This window comes from Agrobacterium tumefaciens (assembly GCF_009649785.1).
GTDB lineage: Bacteria > Pseudomonadota > Alphaproteobacteria > Rhizobiales > Rhizobiaceae > Agrobacterium > Agrobacterium tumefaciens.
The window spans coordinates 132,503-152,739 of the sequence record NZ_WJOK01000013.1; the positions used below are offsets into that span (position 1 = coordinate 132,503).

General features: G+C 60.2%; 21 protein-coding genes. 8 read left to right on the forward strand and 13 right to left on the reverse strand.

Annotated elements, in window-relative coordinates; translation table 11 throughout:
• Positions 1 to 130 precede the first annotated feature (130 nt).
• From mobB to moaA, 5 genes are all read right to left on the reverse strand, one after another.
• Positions 131 to 646, reverse strand: coding sequence for a molybdopterin-guanine dinucleotide biosynthesis protein B (gene mobB / locus GH784_RS15635; RefSeq protein WP_019566162.1), 516 nt, complete (start codon positions 644 to 646; stop codon positions 131 to 133).
• Positions 643 to 1,269 carry a molybdenum cofactor guanylyltransferase MobA gene (gene mobA / locus GH784_RS15640; protein WP_065702451.1) on the reverse strand — a complete coding sequence of 209 codons (627 nt, stop codon included), beginning with the start codon at positions 1,267 to 1,269 and terminating at the stop codon, positions 643 to 645. The genes mobB and mobA overlap by 4 nt, the downstream gene beginning before the upstream one ends.
• The gene (locus tag GH784_RS15645) at positions 1,266 to 2,465 is read right to left on the reverse strand and encodes a multidrug effflux MFS transporter (protein ID WP_065660876.1); all 1,200 of its coding nucleotides are present in this window, start codon (positions 2,463 to 2,465) and stop codon (positions 1,266 to 1,268) included. Before GH784_RS15645 ends, mobA begins: the two co-directional genes overlap by 4 nt.
• Before the next feature lies 1 nt (position 2,466).
• A complete protein-coding gene (locus tag GH784_RS15650) occupies positions 2,467 to 3,435 on the reverse strand; it encodes a DMT family transporter (RefSeq protein WP_065702452.1) in 969 nt (322 codons plus the stop codon).
• 153 nt (positions 3,436 to 3,588) lie between these two features.
• Positions 3,589 to 4,686, reverse strand: coding sequence for a GTP 3',8-cyclase MoaA (gene moaA, locus GH784_RS15655; protein WP_153793571.1), 1,098 nt, complete (start codon positions 4,684 to 4,686; stop codon positions 3,589 to 3,591).
• Between the two features lie 85 nt (positions 4,687 to 4,771).
• On the opposite strand from moaA, the gene GH784_RS15660 reads away from it, so the two are divergent.
• From GH784_RS15660 to GH784_RS15670, 3 genes are all read left to right on the forward strand, one after another.
• Positions 4,772 to 5,140: a gamma-butyrobetaine hydroxylase family protein gene (locus GH784_RS15660; protein ID WP_003515573.1), complete on the forward strand. Its 369-nt coding sequence runs from the start codon at positions 4,772 to 4,774 to the stop codon at positions 5,138 to 5,140.
• Positions 5,141 to 5,362: 222 nt separating this feature from the next.
• Entirely contained in the window at positions 5,363 to 7,174 is a 1,812-nt protein-coding gene (locus tag GH784_RS15665; protein WP_019566167.1) for a monovalent cation:proton antiporter-2 (CPA2) family protein, read from the forward strand.
• A 52-nt stretch (positions 7,175 to 7,226) separates the two neighbouring features.
• Entirely contained in the window at positions 7,227 to 7,835 is a 609-nt protein-coding gene (locus GH784_RS15670; RefSeq protein WP_065702453.1) for a pyridoxamine 5'-phosphate oxidase family protein, read from the forward strand.
• Between the two features lie 238 nt (positions 7,836 to 8,073).
• Here the strand turns inward: GH784_RS15670 and GH784_RS15680 are convergent, their stop codons facing one another.
• The 8 genes from GH784_RS15680 to GH784_RS15715 all read right to left on the reverse strand — a co-directional run bounded on the left by GH784_RS15680 (position 8,074) and on the right by GH784_RS15715 (position 15,766).
• The gene (locus tag GH784_RS15680) at positions 8,074 to 9,144 is read right to left on the reverse strand and encodes a GGDEF domain-containing protein (RefSeq protein WP_065687305.1); all 1,071 of its coding nucleotides are present in this window, start codon (positions 9,142 to 9,144) and stop codon (positions 8,074 to 8,076) included.
• A 500-nt stretch (positions 9,145 to 9,644) separates the two neighbouring features.
• Positions 9,645 to 10,862, reverse strand: coding sequence for a molybdopterin molybdotransferase MoeA (locus GH784_RS15685; RefSeq protein WP_065702454.1), 1,218 nt, complete (start codon positions 10,860 to 10,862; stop codon positions 9,645 to 9,647).
• Complete coding sequence (moaC, locus tag GH784_RS15690; protein WP_065702455.1) at positions 10,863 to 11,354, reverse strand: cyclic pyranopterin monophosphate synthase MoaC; 492 nt, start codon at positions 11,352 to 11,354, stop codon at positions 10,863 to 10,865.
• 7 nt (positions 11,355 to 11,361) lie between these two features.
• Positions 11,362 to 12,177 carry an indole-3-glycerol phosphate synthase TrpC gene (gene trpC / locus GH784_RS15695; RefSeq protein ID WP_003515561.1) on the reverse strand — a complete coding sequence of 272 codons (816 nt, stop codon included), beginning with the start codon at positions 12,175 to 12,177 and terminating at the stop codon, positions 11,362 to 11,364.
• A 19-nt stretch (positions 12,178 to 12,196) separates the two neighbouring features.
• Positions 12,197 to 13,231 carry an anthranilate phosphoribosyltransferase gene (trpD, locus tag GH784_RS15700; protein WP_013636264.1) on the reverse strand — a complete coding sequence of 345 codons (1,035 nt, stop codon included), beginning with the start codon at positions 13,229 to 13,231 and terminating at the stop codon, positions 12,197 to 12,199.
• A gap of 16 nt (positions 13,232 to 13,247) precedes the next feature.
• Complete coding sequence (locus tag GH784_RS15705; RefSeq protein WP_013636263.1) at positions 13,248 to 15,140, reverse strand: peptidylprolyl isomerase; 1,893 nt, start codon at positions 15,138 to 15,140, stop codon at positions 13,248 to 13,250.
• 270 nt (positions 15,141 to 15,410) lie between these two features.
• Positions 15,411 to 15,545, reverse strand: a complete 135-nt coding sequence (locus GH784_RS27615) for a hypothetical protein (RefSeq protein WP_003515556.1) — start codon at positions 15,543 to 15,545, stop codon at positions 15,411 to 15,413.
• Between the two features lie 41 nt (positions 15,546 to 15,586).
• Complete coding sequence (locus GH784_RS15715; protein ID WP_003515553.1) at positions 15,587 to 15,766, reverse strand: hypothetical protein; 180 nt, start codon at positions 15,764 to 15,766, stop codon at positions 15,587 to 15,589.
• A 418-nt stretch (positions 15,767 to 16,184) separates the two neighbouring features.
• Between GH784_RS15715 and coaD the strand changes: the two genes are divergently transcribed.
• From coaD to tgt, 5 genes are all read left to right on the forward strand, one after another.
• Positions 16,185 to 16,679, forward strand: coding sequence for a pantetheine-phosphate adenylyltransferase (gene coaD / locus GH784_RS15720; protein ID WP_003515552.1), 495 nt, complete (start codon positions 16,185 to 16,187; stop codon positions 16,677 to 16,679).
• Between the two features lie 29 nt (positions 16,680 to 16,708).
• Positions 16,709 to 17,278, forward strand: a complete 570-nt coding sequence (locus tag GH784_RS15725; RefSeq protein WP_019566173.1) for a peptidylprolyl isomerase — start codon at positions 16,709 to 16,711, stop codon at positions 17,276 to 17,278.
• A 36-nt stretch (positions 17,279 to 17,314) separates the two neighbouring features.
• The gene (locus tag GH784_RS15730) at positions 17,315 to 17,824 is read left to right on the forward strand and encodes a peptidylprolyl isomerase (protein ID WP_003515547.1); all 510 of its coding nucleotides are present in this window, start codon (positions 17,315 to 17,317) and stop codon (positions 17,822 to 17,824) included.
• A gap of 195 nt (positions 17,825 to 18,019) precedes the next feature.
• Complete coding sequence (gene queA / locus GH784_RS15735) at positions 18,020 to 19,102, forward strand: tRNA preQ1(34) S-adenosylmethionine ribosyltransferase-isomerase QueA (protein WP_065702456.1); 1,083 nt, start codon at positions 18,020 to 18,022, stop codon at positions 19,100 to 19,102.
• The gene (gene tgt, locus GH784_RS15740; protein WP_065702457.1) at positions 19,102 to 20,232 is read left to right on the forward strand and encodes a tRNA guanosine(34) transglycosylase Tgt; all 1,131 of its coding nucleotides are present in this window, start codon (positions 19,102 to 19,104) and stop codon (positions 20,230 to 20,232) included. The genes queA and tgt overlap by 1 nt, the downstream gene beginning before the upstream one ends.
• The last annotated feature ends 5 nt before the right edge of the window (positions 20,233 to 20,237 follow it).

Below are 20,237 nucleotides of genomic sequence, written 5' to 3' on the forward strand. Positions count from 1 at the left end.
GTAGGCCAAACGTCCTCACACATTCGACGTCATCCTCGGGCTTGACCCGAGGATCCATGGTACGGTCGGTTTGCGGGCCCCCGGGTCAAGCCCGAGGATGACGGAGGAGAAGAGTTTGCCGAAACGGCAGTTACGCCCTCACCAACCCAACCGTCTTCTCGATGAAGTCCGCAATCGTGGCGGTATCGTCGAGATCGAAGACGGGAAGGGTGGTGTCGGTCACCGCGTGGTCGGCGGCAATTGCGATGATGTGCGGATCGCTTCCGGCAAGCGGTTCGGTCTTGGCAGCTTCCAGTCGGCGCGCCTCGATCTTCGGCACCGGCTCGTATTTGTAACCCTCGATCAGTACGAGATCGCAAGGGGCGAGGCGGGAGAGGATTTCCTCGAAAGACGGTTCGGCTTCGCCGCGCAATTCATGCATGATGGCAAAGCGGGTACCGGAGACGATGGTGACCTCGTGCGCGCCCGCCTGACGGTGACGCCAACTATCGGCGCCAACCTTGTCGATATCGAAATCATGATGGGCATGCTTGATGGTCGAGACCCGATAGCCGCGCGCCGTCAGCTCGGTGACGATGCGGACCGCAAGGCCGGTCTTGCCCGAGTTTTTCCAGCCGGCAATACCGAAGACCTTTTGGCTCATCATGGTTCCATGCTCTCCAGATAGCTTCGAGCGAGCGCCAGTTCATCCGGCGTGTTGATGTTGAAGAACGGATCGAGGCTGCCCTTGGCCGTTTCCAGCGGCGGGAAGGCGATACCGATCGTGACGTGTCGTGCAAGATAGGCGCGGATGCGCCGGTTTGCATCGTTCTTCAGCCATTCCTCCAGATCGTCCGCGAGCGCCACGGGCCATAGCGCGAAAACCGGGTGCAACTGGCCGCTGGAGGCGGCGATGACGATTGCGTCTTCGGCCATGTGTTCGCAGAGGCGGTCGACGAGATCTTCGGGAAAGAACGGGCTGTCGGCGGGCACTGTCAGGAAGTGGCTTTTCCGGGCGCGATGGTTCTGGAAATGCCGCATGCCGGCGAGAACGCCAGCGAGCGGCCCGGCATGGCCGTTCACGGTGTCAGGCAGCAACGGCAGGCCAAAGCTTTCGGCCCAGCCATTCGCGGCATTGATGGCGACATCCGACACCTGTGGCGCGATGCGGCGCACGACATGGGAAAGCAGCGGTTCGTCGCCCAGCATCACGGTCGCCTTGTTGGTGCCCATCCGTCGCGACAGGCCGCCGGCAAGCACAAGACCGGGTATTTCAAATCGCGCCGTCATTGCCGCTTTTCCTGCAGCCTTACGATATAGGTGGTGAGGAGGGCGACAAGGCCGGTCGCCAGCATCACGAGAAGAAGCGGCCAGGTTCCGTCCTCTTTGGACAGAACCGAGGAGGCAAGCACGGAAAGTGCCGCACCGCCGCCGATGGTCATGGCGCCGCCAAGACCGGAGGCGGAGCCTGCCAGATGCGGCTGGACGCTGACCATGCCTGCATTGGCACTTGGCAGGGTCACACCGTTTCCGACACCAATGAGCGCAAGCGGCACGAAAAACGCATAGGGGCTTTCCGCCCCGGTGAATATCAGCGCTATGGCTGCGACAATCCCGGCGATGGCGACGACATTGCCCGACAGCATCATGCGGGTGATGCCGATCTGGCTCGCATAACGGCCGGAGACGAAGTTGCCGAGCATGTAGCCGCTGGCCATGAAGAAGAATTGCAGGCCGAGCATGGCCGGGGCAAGGCCATAAAGCACGCTGCCGACGAAGGGTGCGCCGCCGAGAAACGAAAAGAACATGCCCGACGAGAAGGTCGAGGTCAGCGCATATCCCCAGAAGAGTGGCGAGCGCAGAAGTTCCGGCCAGGCGTGGAACTGCTGCGAGAAGCTTGCCGATCTGTTGTGATTGGTTTCGCCGAGATCAAACCAGGCGAGCACCAGAATGCCGACCCCGAGCAGGGCAAGAAGCGCAAAGCTGGATTGCCAGCCGGAGATATCGTTGAGCAGACCGCCGACCGTTGGGCCGACCATCGGCACCACCGACATGCCCATGGTCACATAGCCGATCATCGAAGCGGCTTGTTCCATCGGCACCATGTCGCGCACGATGGCGCGCGCCAGCACGAAGCCGGAAACGACGGCCGCCTGCGCCACACGCCCGAACATGAAGACGGTGATATCTGGCGCCAGCATGCAGACGAGCGTGGCGACGATCATCATCGCGATGCTGGCAAGCATGACGGGTCGGCGTCCGAAGAGATCGGATAGCGGGCCGATGAGGAGTTGCAGGCAGGCGGTGGCGGCAAGATAGCCGGACACGGCAAATTGCATCACGGCGTAATCGGTCTCGAAATGGAGCGCCATCGCTGCAAGCGAGGGCAGGAACAGGTTCATGCAAAGCGCCGCGACGCCGGCGATAACGACGAGCGTGATGATGTGGGGCGGGGTGGTGCGATCCAGAAAGCGGGCGTTTTTCATGTCATTCTCCCGCTTTTTCCGTAACGGCAGCTTTCGTTACGGACGCTGGCCGCACGGTGGTCGCGGCAGTGGGCGTGGCGGCGGAGCGCTTGGCCATCTGCGAGCGCTTGCGCAGGCTTTCACGGTAGAAGGTGTAGAGGCCCGAGCCGATGACGATCACGGCGCCGACGATCGTGAAGCTGTCGATCTTTTCATTGAAGAAGAACACGCCGATCATGAAACCCCAGAGCAGGCTGGTGTAACGGAATGGCGCGACGAAGGAGATTTCGCCGGTTCGCATTGCCAGAATAATTGCCTGGTAACCGACCAGCACCAGAACGGCAGAACCGGCCAGATGCGACAGGATCATGAAGTTCATGGGCTGCCAGCCGCCGAAGGGCTGGATCAGCAGGCCACCCACCGCCATGTTGACGGAGGCGGTAACGAAGGTGATGGCAAGCGAGGGGACATCCGCATACATCTTGCGGGTCAGAAGATCACGCGCGGCGGTGACCGCCAGCGAGGCGACGACCAGCAGCGCGCCTGAGGTAAAGCCTTCCGGGCCGGGCCGGATGATGACGAGCACCCCAATGAAGCCGACGATGATCGCCGCCCAGCGCCGCCAGCCGACGGGCTCGCGCAGGAACAGTGCCGCACCCAGCGTGACGATCAGCGGCAGGGACTGCAATATGGCCGAGGCGTTGGAAAATTCTATGAGTCCAAGCGCCGTCAGATAGAGAACGGCGGCTGTCACTTCGCAGAGACAGCGCAGGATGATGATGGGGCGCATCAGGGTTTTCAGCGGCCGGAGCGCGCCGAAGTGCCGGGCGGCAATATAGATCAGCACCACCGTCATGATGCCGCGCACGAACATGATCTGGCCGGTATTGATGTAGGGGGTGACGGATTTCGTCAGGGCGTCGTTGGCCGTAAAGCTTGCCATGGCGAGCGCCATCAGAAGGGCGCCGCGCGTATTGTCCGTCAATGCCATTTCATACTGTCCCAGACCATGCACAGCCTAACCCCAAATTCCTCTCAGGGGTCGCCCGCCGGGCGGGACCGCGCATTCCTCCATGCCAAGAGACCTGACACGGCCAAGCCGGCATTTCAACCGCTTAAATGGGTGGGTGGACGAGAAACAGGTTCAGCCGCCGGTCACACTCATATGGCGGGCGACAGCGGGGCGCTTGTGGGTGCGGTCAATGATGAAATCATGCCCTTTCGGCTTGCGCAAAATGGCCTCGTCTATGGCGCCCGAGAGATAGGCGTCGCTGTCGGAAGCGCGCAGCGCCGTGCGAAGGTCGGCGGCATCGTCCTGCCCGAGACACATATAGAGCGTGCCGGTGCAGGTGAGGCGGACGCGGTTGCAGCTTTCGCAGAAATTATGGGTCATGGGTGTGATGAAACCGAGCCTGCCGCCGGTTTCCTTCACCGTCACGTAGCGGGCAGGGCCGCCGGTCTGGTAGTCGTTGTCAACAAGCGTGAAGCTTTGTTCCAGATCGGCGCGCAGCCTGGAAAGCGGCAGGTAGCGATCGGTACGATCTTCCTCGATCTCGCCCATCGGCATGGTCTCGATGACAGTCAGGTCCATACCGCGACCATGGGCGAAACGCATCAGCTCGGGAATTTCAGTCTCGTTGAAGTCCTTCAGCGCGACAGCATTGAGCTTGATCTTGATGCCGGCGGCCTGCGCGGCATCCAGCCCTTCCATCACACGGTCGATATCGCCCCAGCGGGTGATCTCGCGGAATTTCTTCGGGTCCAGCGTATCGAGCGAGACGTTGATGCGCCGCACGCCGCAATCGGCGAGTTCAGCGGCGAATTTCGCAAGCTGCGAACCGTTGGTGGTCAGCGTCAGCTCATCCAGCGCGCCGGTGCCAATATGGCGGCCGAGGTTCCTCACCAGCATCATGATGTTCTTGCGCACCAGCGGCTCGCCGCCGGTCAGCCTCAGCTTGCGCACGCCCCTTTGAATGAAGACGGAACAGAGCCGGTCGAGTTCCTCCAGCGTCAGAAGGTCCTTCTTCGGCAGGAAGGTCATGTGTTCGGACATGCAGTAGGTACAGCGGAAATCGCAGCGGTCTGTCACGGAAACGCGCAGATAGGTTATGGACCGGCCGAAAGGGTCCACCATCGGTGCTTTGTTTTCCGTCAGGGACTGCGCTCTTTCGAGCGATCCGGGGAAACTGTTCACGTCTCCGTCCTCACTGCGCGATGCGCCGGGCACAAGATTGCCGGGCATGTGCTTTACAGGTGATGTAGTGACTTGCCTATCGCGAGGCAAGTCCGTAATTCTGACGCATAAGACGAGCTTGCGGAAGTGAAAAATGAGTGATGCCTGGCCGACTGAACTGCTTGTGTCGAAAGACCGGCGGCAACTGACCGTTTCCTTCGATGATGGAAGCGTCTATCGGCTTGGTGCCGAGATGCTGCGCGTGCTTTCACCCTCCGCGGAAGTGCAGGGCCACGGGCCGGGCCAGAAGGTCACTGTTCCCGGCAAGCGCAACGTGACGATCCGCTCCATGATGGCGACGGGCAATTATGCCGTGCGCATCGTCTTCGACGACGGCCATGACAGCGGCATCTTCACCTGGAGATATCTGAAGGAACTGGGAGAGACCGGCGACGCATCGTTTGCCGATTATGAGCGACAGCTCGCCGAAAAGGGCTTGAGCAGGGAACCGCTGTCCCGGTAGGCGGGCGCAAGGCCTGCGGACACTCCCCACCCTCATTCCTGTGACAAGCACGGGAATGAGGGGAGAAGGGCAGCGGCATCTGAAGCCCGCAAGCCTTATGGACAAATAACCCGTTGAATCTGCGCATCGTCCTTCTGTAAAATCATTTTCGATTTTCATACTGATGCGCTAGGAAGTGACGGAGGGAACACCCTCGTTCTATCAATTTAAACGGGGTGATGTGTGGCGGTCGAAGCGAACGGGAATGATCTGGCCCAGGTGGTCGTGCTTTTGGCGGCGGGCGTGGTGGCCGCGCCGATTTTCAAGCGCATAGGCCTCGGTTCGGTGCTGGGTTATCTGGCCGCCGGTCTGGTGATCGGGCCATATGGCTTCGGCTTCTTCTCCGATTCGCAGGCGATCCTTCATATCGCCGAACTCGGCGTGGTGATGTTCCTGTTCATCATCGGCCTTGAAATGCAGCCGTCACGGCTGTGGTCCATGCGGCAGGATATTTTCGGGCTTGGCGCGCTGCAGGTGCTGGTCTGTATGGCGGGTCTGACGATGGTTGGCGTCAGTCTCGGCTTTCCGCTCATCATGTCATTTGTCGCCGGTACCGGCTTCGTGCTGACTTCCACGGCAATCGTCATGCAGATGCTGCAGGAACGCAACAGCATGTCCAGCCTCAAGGGCCAGCGCATCATCGCCATCCTGCTGTTTGAGGATCTCGCCATCGTGCCGCTTCTGGCGCTCGTTGCCTTCCTCGGTGCTGGTGGCGAGCACGTCACACCGTCGGAGCGCTGGATTTCCGTCGGCATCGCGCTTGCCGCCGTCGGCGCGCTCATTCTGGCCGGGCGTTATCTTCTCAACCCGTTCTTCCGCCTGCTGGCGGCGTCCGGTGCGCGCGAGGTAATGACGGCCGCGGCCCTGCTCGTGGTGCTCGGTTCGGCGCTGTTGATGCAGGTCAGTGGTCTTTCCATGGCGATGGGCGCGTTTCTGGCTGGTGTGCTGCTGTCCGAATCGTCGTTCCGCCATCAGCTGGAAGCGGATATCGAGCCGTTTCGCGGCATTCTGCTCGGCCTGTTCTTTCTCGGCGTCGGCATGGCGATCGATCTTGCCGTCATTGCGTCGAACTGGCAGCTCGTGGTCGTCAGCGTCGCAGGTTACATGCTGCTCAAGGCATTCCTGATCTACGGCGTGGCGCGGGCGCTCGGCACTACCAGGCGCGAAAGCCTGGAGCGGGCTGTGTTGATGGCGCAGGGTGGCGAATTTGCCTTCGTGCTCTATTCCGCCGCTGTCAGCGCCGGCATCCTCGACCGCGAAGCCAACGCCATCCTGACGGCGACCATCATCATCTCGATGGTGCTGACGCCGCTGATGGTCATTCTGCACGACCGGCTGGTGCCGGCGGCCGTTCCCAAGACCGATGATCTCGATGTGCCGGAAAATGTCGAGGGCAGCATTCTGCTGATCGGTTTCGGGCGTTTCGGCCAGATTGTCAGCCAGCCGCTTCTCGCGCGTGGCTACACGCTGTCGCTGATCGACAAGGATGCCGACTTTGTGCGCGATGCTGCGGAATTCGGTTTCAAGGTCTATTATGGCGATGGCTCACGCGCGGAAATCCTGCATGCCGCCGGGGCAAGCACCGCGCGTGCGGTGCTGATCTGCGTCGATGACAAGGAAGCCGCTGTGCGGATCGCGGAGATCGTCAAGCATGAGTTTCCGCTGGTTCCCGTTCTTGCCCGTGCCTATGACCGTGGCCACGCAATCGATCTTGTGAAGGCTGGCGTGGATTACCAGATCCGCGAGACTCTGGAATCGGCGATGAATTTCAGCGAGGAAGTGCTTGGCGCCATGGGTGAGGAGCGTGAAGATGCTGCCCGCTTGGTGGAGGAGTTCCGCGACCGCGACGAGGAACGTTTCGCGATGGAAGTCGTCGGCGGTATTTATGCGGGCCGGTCGCTGATCCGCGGCAATTCCCAGCCGGCGGACCTCGTTGCTGCACGCACCGCGCGCGAGCGGGCGGAGCGGGAAAAAGCGGAAGCGGCAGAGGAATAACGCGCCCTGATTTATGGGTGGGGCAGATTGATTGCAGGAGTTGGAGCGCACAATGACGGTCATTCGCACGGTTGAGGAATTGAAGGCCATCTACGATGGCACAAGCGAGGCATCTATCGCGAAGGTGACAGCCACGCTGACCGCCGAATACCGGCAGATGATCGAGGCTTCGCCATTTCTGGCGCTGGCGACTGTCGGGCCGGAAGGCATGGACTGTTCGCCGCGCGGCGACAAGGGCGGTGTGGTAAGGGTGGCCGACGACAGGACGGTGCTTTTGCCCGACTGGCGCGGCAACAACCGCGTCGATTCGCTCTTGAACATCGTCCGCGATCCACGCGTGGCGCTGATGTTCCTGATCCCGGGCTCGAATACAACGATGCGCATCAACGGCCGCGCTGTCGTTTCGGTCGCACCCAATTTGCTGCAGAGCTTCGAGATGGACGGTAAACACCCGCGCACCGTCATTGTGGTCGAAATCGACGAGGTCTATTTCCAGTGCGCGAGGGCCTTGATGCGTTCGGAACTGTGGAACCCCGATAACTTCGTGGAACCCGCGTCACTGCCCACACCCGGCAGCCTGCTCAAAGCCGCCAAGGCGGAGTTCGATCAGGAGACTTATGACCGCGAATGGGCGGTGCGGGCGGCGAAGACCATGTGGTGAGGGGTGGCGGTGCGGCTTTCGTCCTGACGAGACCAGCACATTCGCCCGTGAGCCATTGGCTTCTCTCCGCCCTCATTCCTGTGCTTGTCACAGGAATCTAGCCGACGCGCGTCGGCGCGGCGAGAGAGGCTCTTTTCAGCCCAAGGACTTGGTCTGGCTAGATTCCTGTGACAAGCACAGGAATGAGGGAAGAGGAGAGCGTCCGTTAACTGCGCCCCCGATAAGGACGCACGACGCCCTAGGTACGGTAGATCAGCCAGTTCTTGCCGATATAGTTCTTCTGCATGCCGTCCTCGTAAATGACGGAACGGTTCCTGCCGGTTTCCTTGGCGTGGTAAAGTGCCATATCGGCATGTCCGTAAAGTTCGCCCGGATTGTTTGCCTGCGAGGCGGAGGCGAAGCCTATCGATATCGTCACCGTACCGTAGTCGGCGCCCGATCTTGAATTGCGGAACGGCGTGCTTTCCAGCGACAGGCGGATGCGCTCACAGATCACCATGACTTCTTCCGGCGTGTTGCCATCAAGAATGATGGCGAATTCCTCGCCGCCGCTTCTGGCGACGAAGCCGTCCTTGCGGACATTGGCGCGGATGACGGAGGCGACGGTGGCCAGTATCTTGTCGCCGACCGGGTGGCCGAACGTATCGTTGATCCGCTTGAAATGGTCGATGTCGAGCAGGATGAGCGTCGTATATTGCAGGCCGATGGAGCTGTTGTAGACGGAGGCCAGCCTGTCATCGAAAGCGCGACGGTTGGAAAGGCGCGTCAGCGAGTCGGTATTGGCGATGCGCTTGTATTCATCCAGCTCCAGACGCACCTGTTGCATTTCCTCGGCATGGCGGTTGACGTCGTTGAACGCCTTTTCGCCATCGATGATTTTCGAGCCGGTGGCCTCTGCCAGCAGCGAGACCGCATTTTTCAGGATATTGGTGCTCGATACGGTCTTGTCGTCAATCCGCTGACGGGTTTCGCCGAGAATTCTGTTGTAGTTCTCGATGGAGGACTGTTCGCGCCTCAGCGTTCCGAGAAGCGCCTCCAGTTCACGCCGCAGCTTCTCGTGCGCGTCGTCGATCGAGGCGATGGGATTGCCTTCCCCGTACCGCGCGGACAGTTCGTCCAGATCCTCCTGCGTCACCCGGTTTCCCAGTGCCGCCAGATCCCTCGTCAGCGCCGGGTTCGAGCCGATATAGGCTTCGTAAAAAAGGCTATAGTTGCGCGGGATCGGCGACACACCCATGCTCCGCATGGCGTAGGCAATCTGCCCGGCGATGTCGGGCCCCGTGGATTTGGGCGTGGATGCCGTGTTCATCAAGAAACTCCAGTGAGTCTGCTTATCGACTATGATTATTATTATGTAGGCCGTTTTGAAAAGCTTAATTTATGGGAAACTAATTTTTGTTCCCTGAAATTTGATCTTCGGCAATTTTTATCTTATTTAGCTGATAATTATAAGTAATTCTCATTTCGAGGAAGTTCCGGAGTTTTTTGATTTCTACTGCTCGTCTTGGTGCCAGCTTCGTATTTATTCTGTCAATCCCGATAGTGATTTTAGGGTGATTTATTTCGGCACAACAACGCAGGGTGATAATCGGGAGATGGTTGAGGCACGGAGTTTTTCATCTGGCAAGACGCCGCTTATAAGCAACGAACTTCTTCGCGCATGTCCGGATACAGCAACGTTACATTTTTTATTACGTCGTCTCAACAGGAGTGGCTGCAGCCCGTCTCATTTCTGTGACTACTTGCGGTGGAAATTGCGCAAGATTTTGAAACAATGCGTTGTTTTGTGCGCCGCCGGAATATGTCCCGTCAGGCTCTAAGCCGTATCACCGAGCATTCCGCACCTGCGTCAACTGCCGGCGCATTTGGCGGGCGCACGATCAGGCCGTCTGAATGTGCCAGTATGTTCATCATGGATGAATCCTGTTTGGCATAGGCTTGCGCCACCAGAGCGCCGTTGTCATCGGCGCTGAAACGGGCGCGAAGATAATCCTGCCGGTGATCGTTCGCCTTCAGCGGTGTGGCGGTTCGGGCCGTGGTGACGCGTTGCGGCGGAATGCGGCGGGCGATTCTGTGGAGCAGTGGCTCGAGGAACAGCAGGCCGCAGACGAGGCTCGCGACTGGATTTCCTGGCAGGCCCAAAACCTGCATGGCATCGATGGCACCCACCATCAGCGGTTTTCCAGGACGCATGGCAATGCGCCAGAAATCGAGCTGCATGCCTTCGGCCTTAAGCGCCGCCTGAACGAGATCATGGTCGCCGACAGAGGCGCCGCCGAGCGTCACGAGCACATCGGCCTTTGCCGCGACAGCCTTGCCGATGGCGGCGCGGATCAGCGTGTCGTTGTCGGGTATAATGCCGAGATCGAGAACCTCCGCACCGGCTGCCCGCGCAAGTGCGGCGACACCGAAGGTGTTCGAGGCGATGATCTGGGCGGGAAGGGGCGTGCTTCCGGGCGGCAGCAATTCGTCGCCGGTGGCAAGGATGGCGACCAGTGGCTTGCGATAGACTGCAAGCGTTGCGTGATTCATCGCCGCCGCAACGGTGAGATCGGTGAAGCAGAGTTCGCGGCCGGACTTCAAAACGGTGTCGCCCTCGGCAAAATCCTGTCCGCGCGGGCGAATGTGGCGCCCGGCGGTGATGTCGAAAGCGGTGCGGATTTTGCCCTCGCCGAGAAGCTCGGCATCTTCCTGAATGAGAATGGCATCCGCACCCGCTGGCACCGGTGCGCCGGTAAAGATACGCACGGCCTCGCCTTTACCCACCGTGCCCGCGAAAGCGTGGCCTGCGGCAGCCTGGCCTATGACGGTGAGGACTGACCCGATTTGTGGCGCATCGGTACTGCGCAGCGCATAGCCGTCCATGGCCGAGGCATCGAAAGGCGGCTGGGTAAGACGCGCCGCAAGGTCAGCCGCAAGGACGCGGCCATCGCATTCGGCGAGCGGAAGGGTTTCGCTGTCAACCACAGGAACCGCCGCCTCCAGAAGGCGCGTTACGGCCTCATCCACGGGCAGCAGTGGCTTCATTCAGGTCTCCTGTCGCCGGAAATCGCCCGAATTGCCGCCGCTCTTTTCGAGAAGGCGGATATTGACGATCTCCATCGCCTTGTCGGCGGCTTTGGCCATATCGTAAATGGTCAGGCAGGCGATGGACACGGCGGTCAGCGCCTCCATCTCCACGCCGGTCTTGCCGGAAAGCTTCACCATTGCCTCCACCCGCAGGCCGGGCAGGGCAGCGTCTTCGGTAATGTCCACCGCAACCTTGGTCAGCATCAGCGGGTGGCAGAGCGGGATGAGGTTTGCCGTCTGCTTGGCTGCCATGATGCCCGCGAGCCGGGCTGTGCCGATGACGTCACCCTTCTTGGCATTGCCATCGCGGATGAGCGCCAGCGTTTCCGGCTTCATCTTCACGAAGCCTTCGGCAACGGCGACACGGACGGTCTCGGCTTTGTCGCCGACATCGACCATATGGGCCTCGCCGCTCGCATTGATATGGGTGAGCTTTGTCGCCTCGCTCATCGGCGCATCATTCCGCCGCCAGGACGCCGGATTGGCCGGTTAGCAGGGTTTTGGTAGCTGCCGTCACATCGTCCTTGCGCATCAGGCTTTCGCCGACGAGGAAGGTGCTGATGCCGCTCTTTTCGAGGCGCTGGCAATCCTCATAGGTGAAGATGCCGCTTTCGCCGACAAGCAGCTTATCGGCGGGCACGAGGCCAGCCAGTTTCTCGCTGGTTTCGAGGCTGACCTCGAAAGTGCGCAGATTGCGGTTATTGATGCCGAGAAGCGGCGAGGCGAGCTTCAGCGCCCGTTCGGTTTCTTCCGCATCATGCACCTCGACCAGTACGTCCATGCCGAGTGAAAAAGCCTCGTCTTCAAGGCGTTTCGCCTCATCGTCGGAAAGAGACGCCATGATGAGCAGGATGCAGTCCGCGCCCCAGGCGCGGGCCTCATGCACCTGATAGGTATCGAACATGAAATCCTTGCGCAGCGCAGGCAGCGCGCAGGCATTGCGGGCAGCCGTCAGAAATTCCGGCGCCCCCTGAAAGCTCGGCGTGTCCGTCAGCACGGAAAGACAGGCGGCGCCACCAGCCTCATAGGCGGCGGCCAGTGCCGGCGGATCGAAATCCGGGCGGATCAGCCCCTTGGAGGGGCTGGCCTTCTTGATTTCGGCAATCAGACCGAATTTGCCCTCAGCCTGCTTTGTTCGCAGCGCTTTGTAAAAACCGCGCGGCGCAGTCTGGCCTGCGGCCATCGCCTTGAGATCGGCAAGTGAAACCCTGGCCTTGGCGGCGGCAATTTCCTCGCGCTTGTAGATCTCGATATTTTTCAGAATGTCGCTCATGGTTTCGCTCTCATTCCTTTTAGTGGTCGGCCTGCCCGGAGACTGTTTCATTGGAGACGGCGACCAGGCGGTCGAGCGCTGCTGCCGCCGCGCCGCTGTCGAGCGCTTGGCTCACGGTCGTCATCGCCTCGCCAAGCGTTTCGGCCTTGCCGGCAATGACGAGGGCTGCCGCGGCGTTGCATAGCGATACGTCGCGATAGGCGTTGCGCTTGCCGGACAGAACCTCGCGAAGTGCCGCTGCATTGGCAATGCCGTCGCCACCCTTGAGGTCTGCCATGGAAGCGGGTTCAACACCGAAATCCTTCGGCGTCAGGTCGAAGGTGCGGATCTTGCCGTTTTCAAGCGCCGCCACATGGGTGACGCCTGTCGTCGTGACTTCATCCATGCCGTCGCCATGTACGACCCAGATGCTTTCCGAGCCGAGATCGCGCAGCACTTCGGCAAGCGGCACCAGCCAGCGCGGCGAAAAGACGCCGAGCAATTGGCGCTTCGCGCCCGCCGGGTTGGAAAGCGGGCCGAGCAGGTTGAAGATGGTGCGCGTGCCAAGTTCGACGCGGCTTGGACCGACATGGCGCATGGCGGAATGGTGCAGCTGCGCGAACATGAAGCCGAGTCCCGCCTCACTGATGCAGCGGGCGATAAGGTCAGGGCCGATATCCAGCTTCACGCCGAGTGCGGACAGCGCATCCGCCGTGCCGGATTTGGAGCTTAGCGCCCGGTTACCGTGCTTGGCAACGGGAAGGCCCGTGCCGGCAACGATGATCGAGGCGAGCGTCGAGATATTGTAGGTGCCGATGCCGTCACCGCCGGTTCCGACGATGTCGATCGCGTTTTCGGGGGCCGAAACCGGCAGCATGCGCGCGCGCATGGAGGAGACGGCGCCGACAATCTCGTCCACCGTCTCGCCGCGCACGCGCAGTGCCATGAGGAAACCGCCGATCTGCGACGGGGTTGCTTCGCCCGACATCAGAATGTCGAAAGCGGCCCGCGATTCCTCACGGTTCAGGCTTTCCCCGTTTGCGACCTTTGCGATCAGCGGTTTCAGTTCGGCCATCGTTTCCGCCCCCCGGTTAGAAGCCGACCATCGCCTGATCGGCGAGGGCCTGATTGATGGTCACACCGTAGTCGTTCTGCAGGCGGTTGACCATCTGGTCGAGCATGTCGTCGCCGGCCGCGCGGGCGATGGCGGCGAACTGCTGATCGTCATTGGCAAGCGCATCGGCAGGCGCGTTGGTGTCGACTGCCGTGACCTTGAAGAGGATGCGGCTGGAACCATCGGCGTCTGCCGCTGTGCCCGTCATGCCTTCAGCGCCGGAGAATACCGCCGTAATCGTCTGGCGACCGAAAATCGCGTCCTCGCTGGTGCGGCGCAGGCCGGATTTCTGCTCGACGGCAAGCCCGAGTTCGCCAGCCACCGCTGCCAGTGTCTCGCCCTTTTCAACGCGTGCCTTCAGCTCGTCGGCCTTGGTGGCAAGCGCCGTGCGCTGCTGCTCTGCCGTCCAGTCGGCCACGACATCGTCGCGCACTTCGGCAAGCGTGCGGTCGCGGGCGGGGATGATCTGATCGACGTCGAACCAGATGTAGCCTTCGCGGCCAAGATTGATCGGCAGGGCTTCGGTGCCGGGTTCGGTCTTGAAGACTTCCTGGGCAAGCTGCGGCGAGGGCAGGTCCTGAATGGCGTCGCCCTTTTCATCAAGACCGGCGGCATCGATGGCGTCGATGGTGACGGGCTTGAGGTTCAGCTGCTTTGCCGCATCTGCAAGCGAGGAGCCACCGGCACGCAGGTCTTCGTAACGGTCATGCACATTGGTGACTTCTTCGGCTGCAGCAGCGGTGGCGAGGTCCTTGCGGATGTCCTCTTTCGCTTCTTCCAGCGTGCGGGTGGTTTCCGGCTTGATGCCGGTGATGCGCAGGATGACCGGGCCGAAGGAGCCTGCCACGACCGGAGACACGCCGCCATCCTTCTGGACGGCGAAAGCAGCATCGGCAATCGACTGGTCGGGGATCGTGTCCTTGGTGAATTCGCCAAGCGTCACGTCGGAGGCGGTCTTGCCCTGATCCTTAACCACCTGATCATAGGTGGTGTTGCCGAGGCGGATCTGCTCCGCGGCGGCTTCTGCCATTTCCTTTTCCGGGAAGGTCAGCTGCTCGACGGTGCGGCGACCGGCGGTGCGGAAGCTGTCCTTGTGGCTGTTGTAATAGTCGGCGATCTGCGCATCCGTCACCGAAGCCTGATCGGCAATGTCCGATGGTTCCAGCTTCACATAGGTGAACTTGCGGAACTCGGGCGCGCGATATTTCGCCTTGTTGGTTTCAAACCAGGGTGCAAGCACGTCGTCGCCCGGCGCCTTGACCGGCGCAATGACGGCGTTGGACAGGATGACGTAATCGACCGAGCGCTGTTCGTTGCGGTATTGCTTGAGTGCGTCCACCAGTACCTGCGGTGCCTTGAAACCATCGGAAACGGCCTCAACGATCTGGCTTCTGACCGCGACCTTGCTGCGTTCCTTGATATAGTCGTCTTCGCGCAGGCCGGAATTGCGCAGCCGTTCGGTGAACAGGGTGCGATCGAACTGGCCATTAACCGATTTGAATGCCGGGTCTTCGGCGATGAGATTGGCGAGGCGGTCTTCCGAAAGGCCGAGATTCATCTTCGACGCCAGTTCATCCAGCGAGGCACCCGCCGCAAGCTGGCTGAATACCTGGCGGTCGATACCGAAGGCCTTGGCCTGTTCGGTGGTCAGTCTCGCGCCGAACTGGCGGCTCAGATCGGAAACCTGACGCTGATAGGCGAGGCGGAATTCCTGCGGGCTGACCGTCTGGTCGCCGACGGTCATGACCGCATGCGAATTGGAGGTGACGAGTGATGCGGAGACGCCCCAGACGCCAAACGAAACAACAAGCAGGAGAAGCAGCAGCTTGGCTGCCATGGTTCGAGAAGCATTTCTCAGGGAATCGAGCATCGTTATGCAAACCTCACAGGAACGTCATTGCGGTCGCCAGCCGTCCGGCCCGCAACGTATCGGCGTTCCTTAAATCAATCCAATGGGAAATTGAAGGGAATTTGCCTTGGAAAAACGGGGTTTTGAAAACGCTTATGTGATTGGGGCTAGGTTTTTACGCCTTCATCTTCGCCATACTGGCCGTTAAGGCGGCAAAATAAAACCGCCCGGAGCGTCCAGGCGGTTGCGGAGAATCATATTCTGAAAGACGGCTAAGTCTGATGGTTGCGGTCAGAACGCGCGGTTGCGTCTTACCGAGGCCTTGAATTCCTCGTCTTCCCGTCGCATCTCGGCGACGGCGGAGATCATTGACGTCACGAACATAATGCTGATCAGGGCAAGAAGCAGAGTCAGGAATGTGAACATGATATCATCTCCGTTGGTAGCGAGGAAATCCTAGTTCCTCATCAGTAATAGGTCATGGACTGGTAGCGGGCGGTCATCTGTGGATAGTCCGGTCCCTGGGCGGCAGGCTTCTGATCATAAAGGCTAAACGTTGTTGCTACCATTGCGATGACCAGTACTGTCCAGGCGGTGCTGATGACGCTGATTTTTGCCGAAGTAGACTGTTTTTCTCTTACAAACATCTGTCTGTTCCTTTGGTTTGATATTAACGCGCCACGTCCAATCATGTTCCGCGTCAACCTTAAAAATCGATTAGCATCGCGCCTGTGAAACTTCCTTGAATGGCTTGTTCATCTGGCGTTCAGGAAACCGGCGACTGGCCTCATTCGAGGAAAAGATACTCGGCTGCGAATGATGCGATGACCGAAAAGACGATCATAAAGGCCAGCATTTTCATTTCTCCGGGGGCTTAACGAGGTGAGGGGCATTTCGGTTTCCCGATGCCGTGTATTTATATAAATGAGCCCTGAAACCGCACTGAACGGCGCATTCATCCGTTGTTCAGACCGCACCGGGAGGGCGTCCGGGTTGTAAAAGTCTTGCGCCGCGCCCATCTCCGTGACAAAAGGCGGCACATAACGCCCACCACTTGAGAGCGATATGACGATTGCCTTTTATCCAGGATCCTTCGATCCGATGACCAACGGACATCTGGATGTGCTTATCCAGGCGCTGAACGTGGCGTCCAAAGTCATCGTCGCCGTCGGCATCCATCCCGGAAAAGCACCGCTGTTCAGCTTCGAGGAGCGGGCGACGCTGATAAGCCGGGCGCTTTCTGAAAGCCTGCCCGGTGAGGCGGCGCGCGTTGAGGTCGTTTCCTTCGACAATCTGGTCGTCGATGCAGCCCGTCAACATGGCGCGCGCCTTCTTCTGCGCGGCCTGCGTGACGGCACCGATCTCGATTATGAAATGCAGATGGCCGGCATGAACCGCCAGATGGCACCTGATATACAGACCGTGTTCCTGCCGGCGGGTACGTCGTCGCGACCCATTACAGCCACATTGGTCCGGCAGATCGCCGCCATGGGCGGCAATGTGGATGCCTTCGTTCCCAAAGCCGTGCTTGAAGCCCTCAACGCCAAGCTGAAGCGCTGACTTCAGCCTCAGATTCCGGAGCCAATCCAATGAAACTCGTTCGATTTGCCTTTGCCGGCGCCCTGTTTGCGGGCGCGCTTGCCGCCAGCACCTTCGCTTCGGCTGCCGAATTCCTGACCGTCCAGCTGAAGGACGGCCCCGTCGTCATCGAACTGATGCCGGAAGTCGCGCCCAAGCACGTGGCGCAGATTGAAGCGCTGGCGAAAAAGGGCGCCTATGACAACGTGGCCTTCCACCGCGTCATTGACGGTTTCATGGCGCAGACCGGCGACGTGCAGTACGGCAACATGGAGAAGGGCTTCAACGCCCAGCGTGCCGGCACCGGCGGCTCTGACATGGCCGACATTCCGGCTGAGTTCTCCAAGACACCGTTCACGCGCGGCGTTGTCGGCATGGCCCGTTCCAGCGATCCGAATTCCGCCAATTCGCAGTTCTTCATCATGTTTGCCGACGGTCCGTTCCTGAACGGCCAGTACACCGTGGTCGGCAAGGTCGTGTCCGGCATGGAAGCCGTGGACAAGATCAAGCGTGGCGCCGGCGGCAACGGCGAAGTTTCCAACCCCGACCGGATGATCAAGGTCACCGTCGGCAAGAAGTAAGGTAGGGCAATAGAGCCCGAACAGAGGAGAATAATCATGGCCGAGATCAAGGATCCGGAAAACACCATCATCATGGAAACGACGACCGGCAAGGTCGTGATCCAGCTGCTTCCGGAAGTTGCTCCGGGCCACGTTGCCCGTATCAAGGAACTGGTATCGGAAGGCGCTTACGACGGCGTCGTGTTCCACCGCGTCATCGAAGACTTCATGGCCCAGACGGGCGATGTGAAGTTCGGCAAGAAGGGTTCGGAAAGCTTCAACCCGGCCCGCGCCGGCATGGGCGGCTCCGAGAAGCCTGACCTCAAGGCTGAATTCTCGGCTATTTCCCACGTACGCGGCACCTGCTCGATGGCCCGTTCGCAGAGCCCGAACTCCGCCAACTCGCAGTTCTTCATCTGCTTCACCGATTCGCCGTGGCTGAACAAGCAGTACACCGTATGGGGCCAGGTCATCGAAGGCATGGAAGCCATCGACAAGGTCAAGCGCGGCGAGCCTGTGAAGGACCCCGATTCGATCGTTTCGATGAAGCTTGCATCGGCGGCCTGATAATAGCGTATAAAGTGTTTACCCGCTCCGCAGGAAACTGCGGGGCGTTTCACATTGATGATGGCGTCAACCTCCCAGACCTCATCCTCGCGACAAGCCCGAGGATGAGATCGAGTGTAGTCGGAAGCCTTGTCATCACCCACCACCCGCCCCATGCCATGCAGGGCGGGTTTTGATATTTCGAGAGCCCTTGCAATGCGCGTAGACCTGTTCGATTTCGATCTCCCCGAGGACAATATCGCCCTTCGCCCGGCGAACCCGCGCGATAGTGCGCGTCTTCTCGTGGTCGATCCGAATGCGAACCACATGGAAGACCGCATCGTATCCGACCTGACTTCCTTCCTGAAGCCCGGCGACGCGCTGTTATTCAACGACACCCGCGTTATTCCAGCCCAGCTTGAAGGCGTGCGGCTGCGCGAAGGTGCGCCTGAAACGGCAGTTTCAGCCACGCTGCACATGCGCGCCGACCAGTCGCGCTGGAAGGCTTTCGCGCGGCCGGGCAAGCGCATCAAGCAGGGTGACCGCATTCGTTTCGGTTATGAGCGCGACAATGCCTGCGGCCTTGCCCATCTGGAGGCCACCGTCGAAGAAAAGGGTGAGGAGGGCGAGATCACGCTGCTTTTTGACGTTTCCGGACCTGTTCTGGACGAGGCGATCGCCTCCGTCGGCCATATTCCTTTGCCGCCCTATATCGCCGCGAAGCGCCCGGAAGATGCGCAGGACCAGACCGATTACCAGACAATTTATGCCCGCGAGAAGGGCGCCGTTGCCGCACCCACTGCCGGCCTGCATTTCACGCCCGATCTGTTTGCGGCGCTGGACGAAGCCGGCATCGAGCGACATTTCGTGACACTTCACGTTGGGGCAGGCACCTTCCTTCCAGTTAAGGCCGACGATACCGACGATCACAAGATGCATTTCGAGATCGGCCATGTTTCGCAAGAGACTGCAGCAAAGCTCAATGCCGTCAAGGCGCGCGGCGGACGGATCGTTTCTGTCGGCACCACTTCGCTGCGGCTTATCGAAAGCGCCACTGATGAGAATGGCGTTATTCAGCCATGGTCGGGCGCGACGGGCATCTTCATCACGCCCGGATACCGTTTCCGCGCGGTCGATATTCTGATGACCAATTTCCACCTGCCGAAATCGACGCTGTTCATGCTCGTTTCGGCTTTTTGCGGTCTCGAGACGATGCGTGCCGCTTATGCGCATGCCATCGAAACCGGATACCGTTTTTATTCCTATGGCGATTCAAGCCTGTTGTTCCGGAAGAACTGATGCACGACAAATTCACCTTTACCCTGAAAGCCACGAGCGGCGGCGCCCGCCTTGGCGAAGTCGCCATGCCGCGCGGTGTCATCCGCACACCTGCCTTCATGCCTGTTGGCACTGTCGGTACTGTCAAGGCCATGTATCTCGACCAGGTGCGCGAGCTCGGGGCCGATATCATTCTCGGCAACACCTATCACCTGATGCTGCGGCCCGGCCCGGAGCGCGTGGCAAGGCTTGGCGGGTTGCATGAGCTTATCCGCTGGCCGCATCCGATCCTCACCGACAGCGGTGGCTTCCAGGTCATGTCGCTTTCAGGCCTGCGCAAGCTGGACGAGAAGGGTGTGACCTTCAAGAGCCATGTGGACGGTTCGCTGCACCATATGTCGCCGGAACGCTCGATCGAAATTCAGGGCATGCTTGATTCGGACATCCAGATGCAGCTCGATGAATGCATCGCGCTGCCGGCCGAGCGCAAGGAAATCGAGCGCGCCATGGAAATGTCGCTGCGCTGGGCGGAGCGTTGCCGCGTCGCCTTCGGTGAACAGCCCGGCAAGGCCATGTTCGGCATTGTGCAGGGCGGCGACCAGCCGGATCTGCGCATTCGCTCCGCCGAAGGGCTGAAGCAGCTTGATCTCAAGGGTTACGCTGTCGGCGGCCTTGCCGTCGGTGAGCCGCAGGATGTGATGTTGGGCATGCTCGACATCACGCTGCCGGTGCTGCCCACCGAAAGGCCGCGTTACCTGATGGGCGTCGGTACGCCTGACGATATTCTGAAATCGGTGGCGCGCGGCATCGACATGTTCGACTGCGTGATGCCGACCCGTTCCGGTCGTCACGGGCTTGCCTTCACCCGTCGCGGCAGGGTCAATATCCGCAATGCCCGCCATGCGGAGGATATGCGGCCGCTCGATGAGCAGTCAAACTGCCCGGCCTCGCGTGATTACTCCCGCGCCTATCTGCATCATCTTACGCGCTCCAACGAGGCGCTGGGCGGTATGCTGCTCTCCTGGCACAATCTTGCCTATTATCAGGAGCTGATGCAGGGTATCCGCAAGTCGATCGAGGAAGGCCGTTTCGCCGATTTTTATGCGGAAACCATAGAGATGTGGGCGCGGGGCGACATAGACCCGATCTGATTTTT

Coding starts and splice junctions, on each gene's coding strand:
- GH784_RS15725 (WP_019566173.1), top strand. CDS start 16,709: ATGAAACTCGTTCGATTTGCCTTTGCCGGCGCCCTGTTTGCGGGCGCG.
- GH784_RS15645 (WP_065660876.1), bottom strand. CDS start 2,465: ATGAAAAACGCCCGCTTTCTGGATCGCACCACCCCGCCCCACATCATC.
- GH784_RS15730 (WP_003515547.1), top strand. CDS start 17,315: ATGGCCGAGATCAAGGATCCGGAAAACACCATCATCATGGAAACGACG.
- trpC (WP_003515561.1), bottom strand. CDS start 12,177: ATGAGCGACATTCTGAAAAATATCGAGATCTACAAGCGCGAGGAAATT.
- GH784_RS27615 (WP_003515556.1), bottom strand. CDS start 15,545: ATGTTCACATTCCTGACTCTGCTTCTTGCCCTGATCAGCATTATGTTC.
- mobB (WP_019566162.1), bottom strand. CDS start 646: ATGATGAGCCAAAAGGTCTTCGGTATTGCCGGCTGGAAAAACTCGGGC.
- GH784_RS15680 (WP_065687305.1), bottom strand. CDS start 9,144: ATGAACACGGCATCCACGCCCAAATCCACGGGGCCCGACATCGCCGGG.
- GH784_RS15650 (WP_065702452.1), bottom strand. CDS start 3,435: ATGGCATTGACGGACAATACGCGCGGCGCCCTTCTGATGGCGCTCGCC.
- trpD (WP_013636264.1), bottom strand. CDS start 13,231: ATGGCCGAACTGAAACCGCTGATCGCAAAGGTCGCAAACGGGGAAAGC.
- moaA (WP_153793571.1), bottom strand. CDS start 4,686: ATGCCCGGCAATCTTGTGCCCGGCGCATCGCGCAGTGAGGACGGAGAC.
- GH784_RS15685 (WP_065702454.1), bottom strand. CDS start 10,862: ATGAAGCCACTGCTGCCCGTGGATGAGGCCGTAACGCGCCTTCTGGAG.
- tgt (WP_065702457.1), top strand. CDS start 19,102: ATGCACGACAAATTCACCTTTACCCTGAAAGCCACGAGCGGCGGCGCC.
- queA (WP_065702456.1), top strand. CDS start 18,020: ATGCGCGTAGACCTGTTCGATTTCGATCTCCCCGAGGACAATATCGCC.
- GH784_RS15660 (WP_003515573.1), top strand. CDS start 4,772: ATGAGTGATGCCTGGCCGACTGAACTGCTTGTGTCGAAAGACCGGCGG.
- coaD (WP_003515552.1), top strand. CDS start 16,185: ATGACGATTGCCTTTTATCCAGGATCCTTCGATCCGATGACCAACGGA.
- GH784_RS15715 (WP_003515553.1), bottom strand. CDS start 15,766: ATGTTTGTAAGAGAAAAACAGTCTACTTCGGCAAAAATCAGCGTCATC.
- GH784_RS15670 (WP_065702453.1), top strand. CDS start 7,227: ATGACGGTCATTCGCACGGTTGAGGAATTGAAGGCCATCTACGATGGC.
- moaC (WP_065702455.1), bottom strand. CDS start 11,354: ATGAGCGAGGCGACAAAGCTCACCCATATCAATGCGAGCGGCGAGGCC.
- GH784_RS15705 (WP_013636263.1), bottom strand. CDS start 15,140: ATGCTCGATTCCCTGAGAAATGCTTCTCGAACCATGGCAGCCAAGCTG.
- mobA (WP_065702451.1), bottom strand. CDS start 1,269: ATGACGGCGCGATTTGAAATACCCGGTCTTGTGCTTGCCGGCGGCCTG.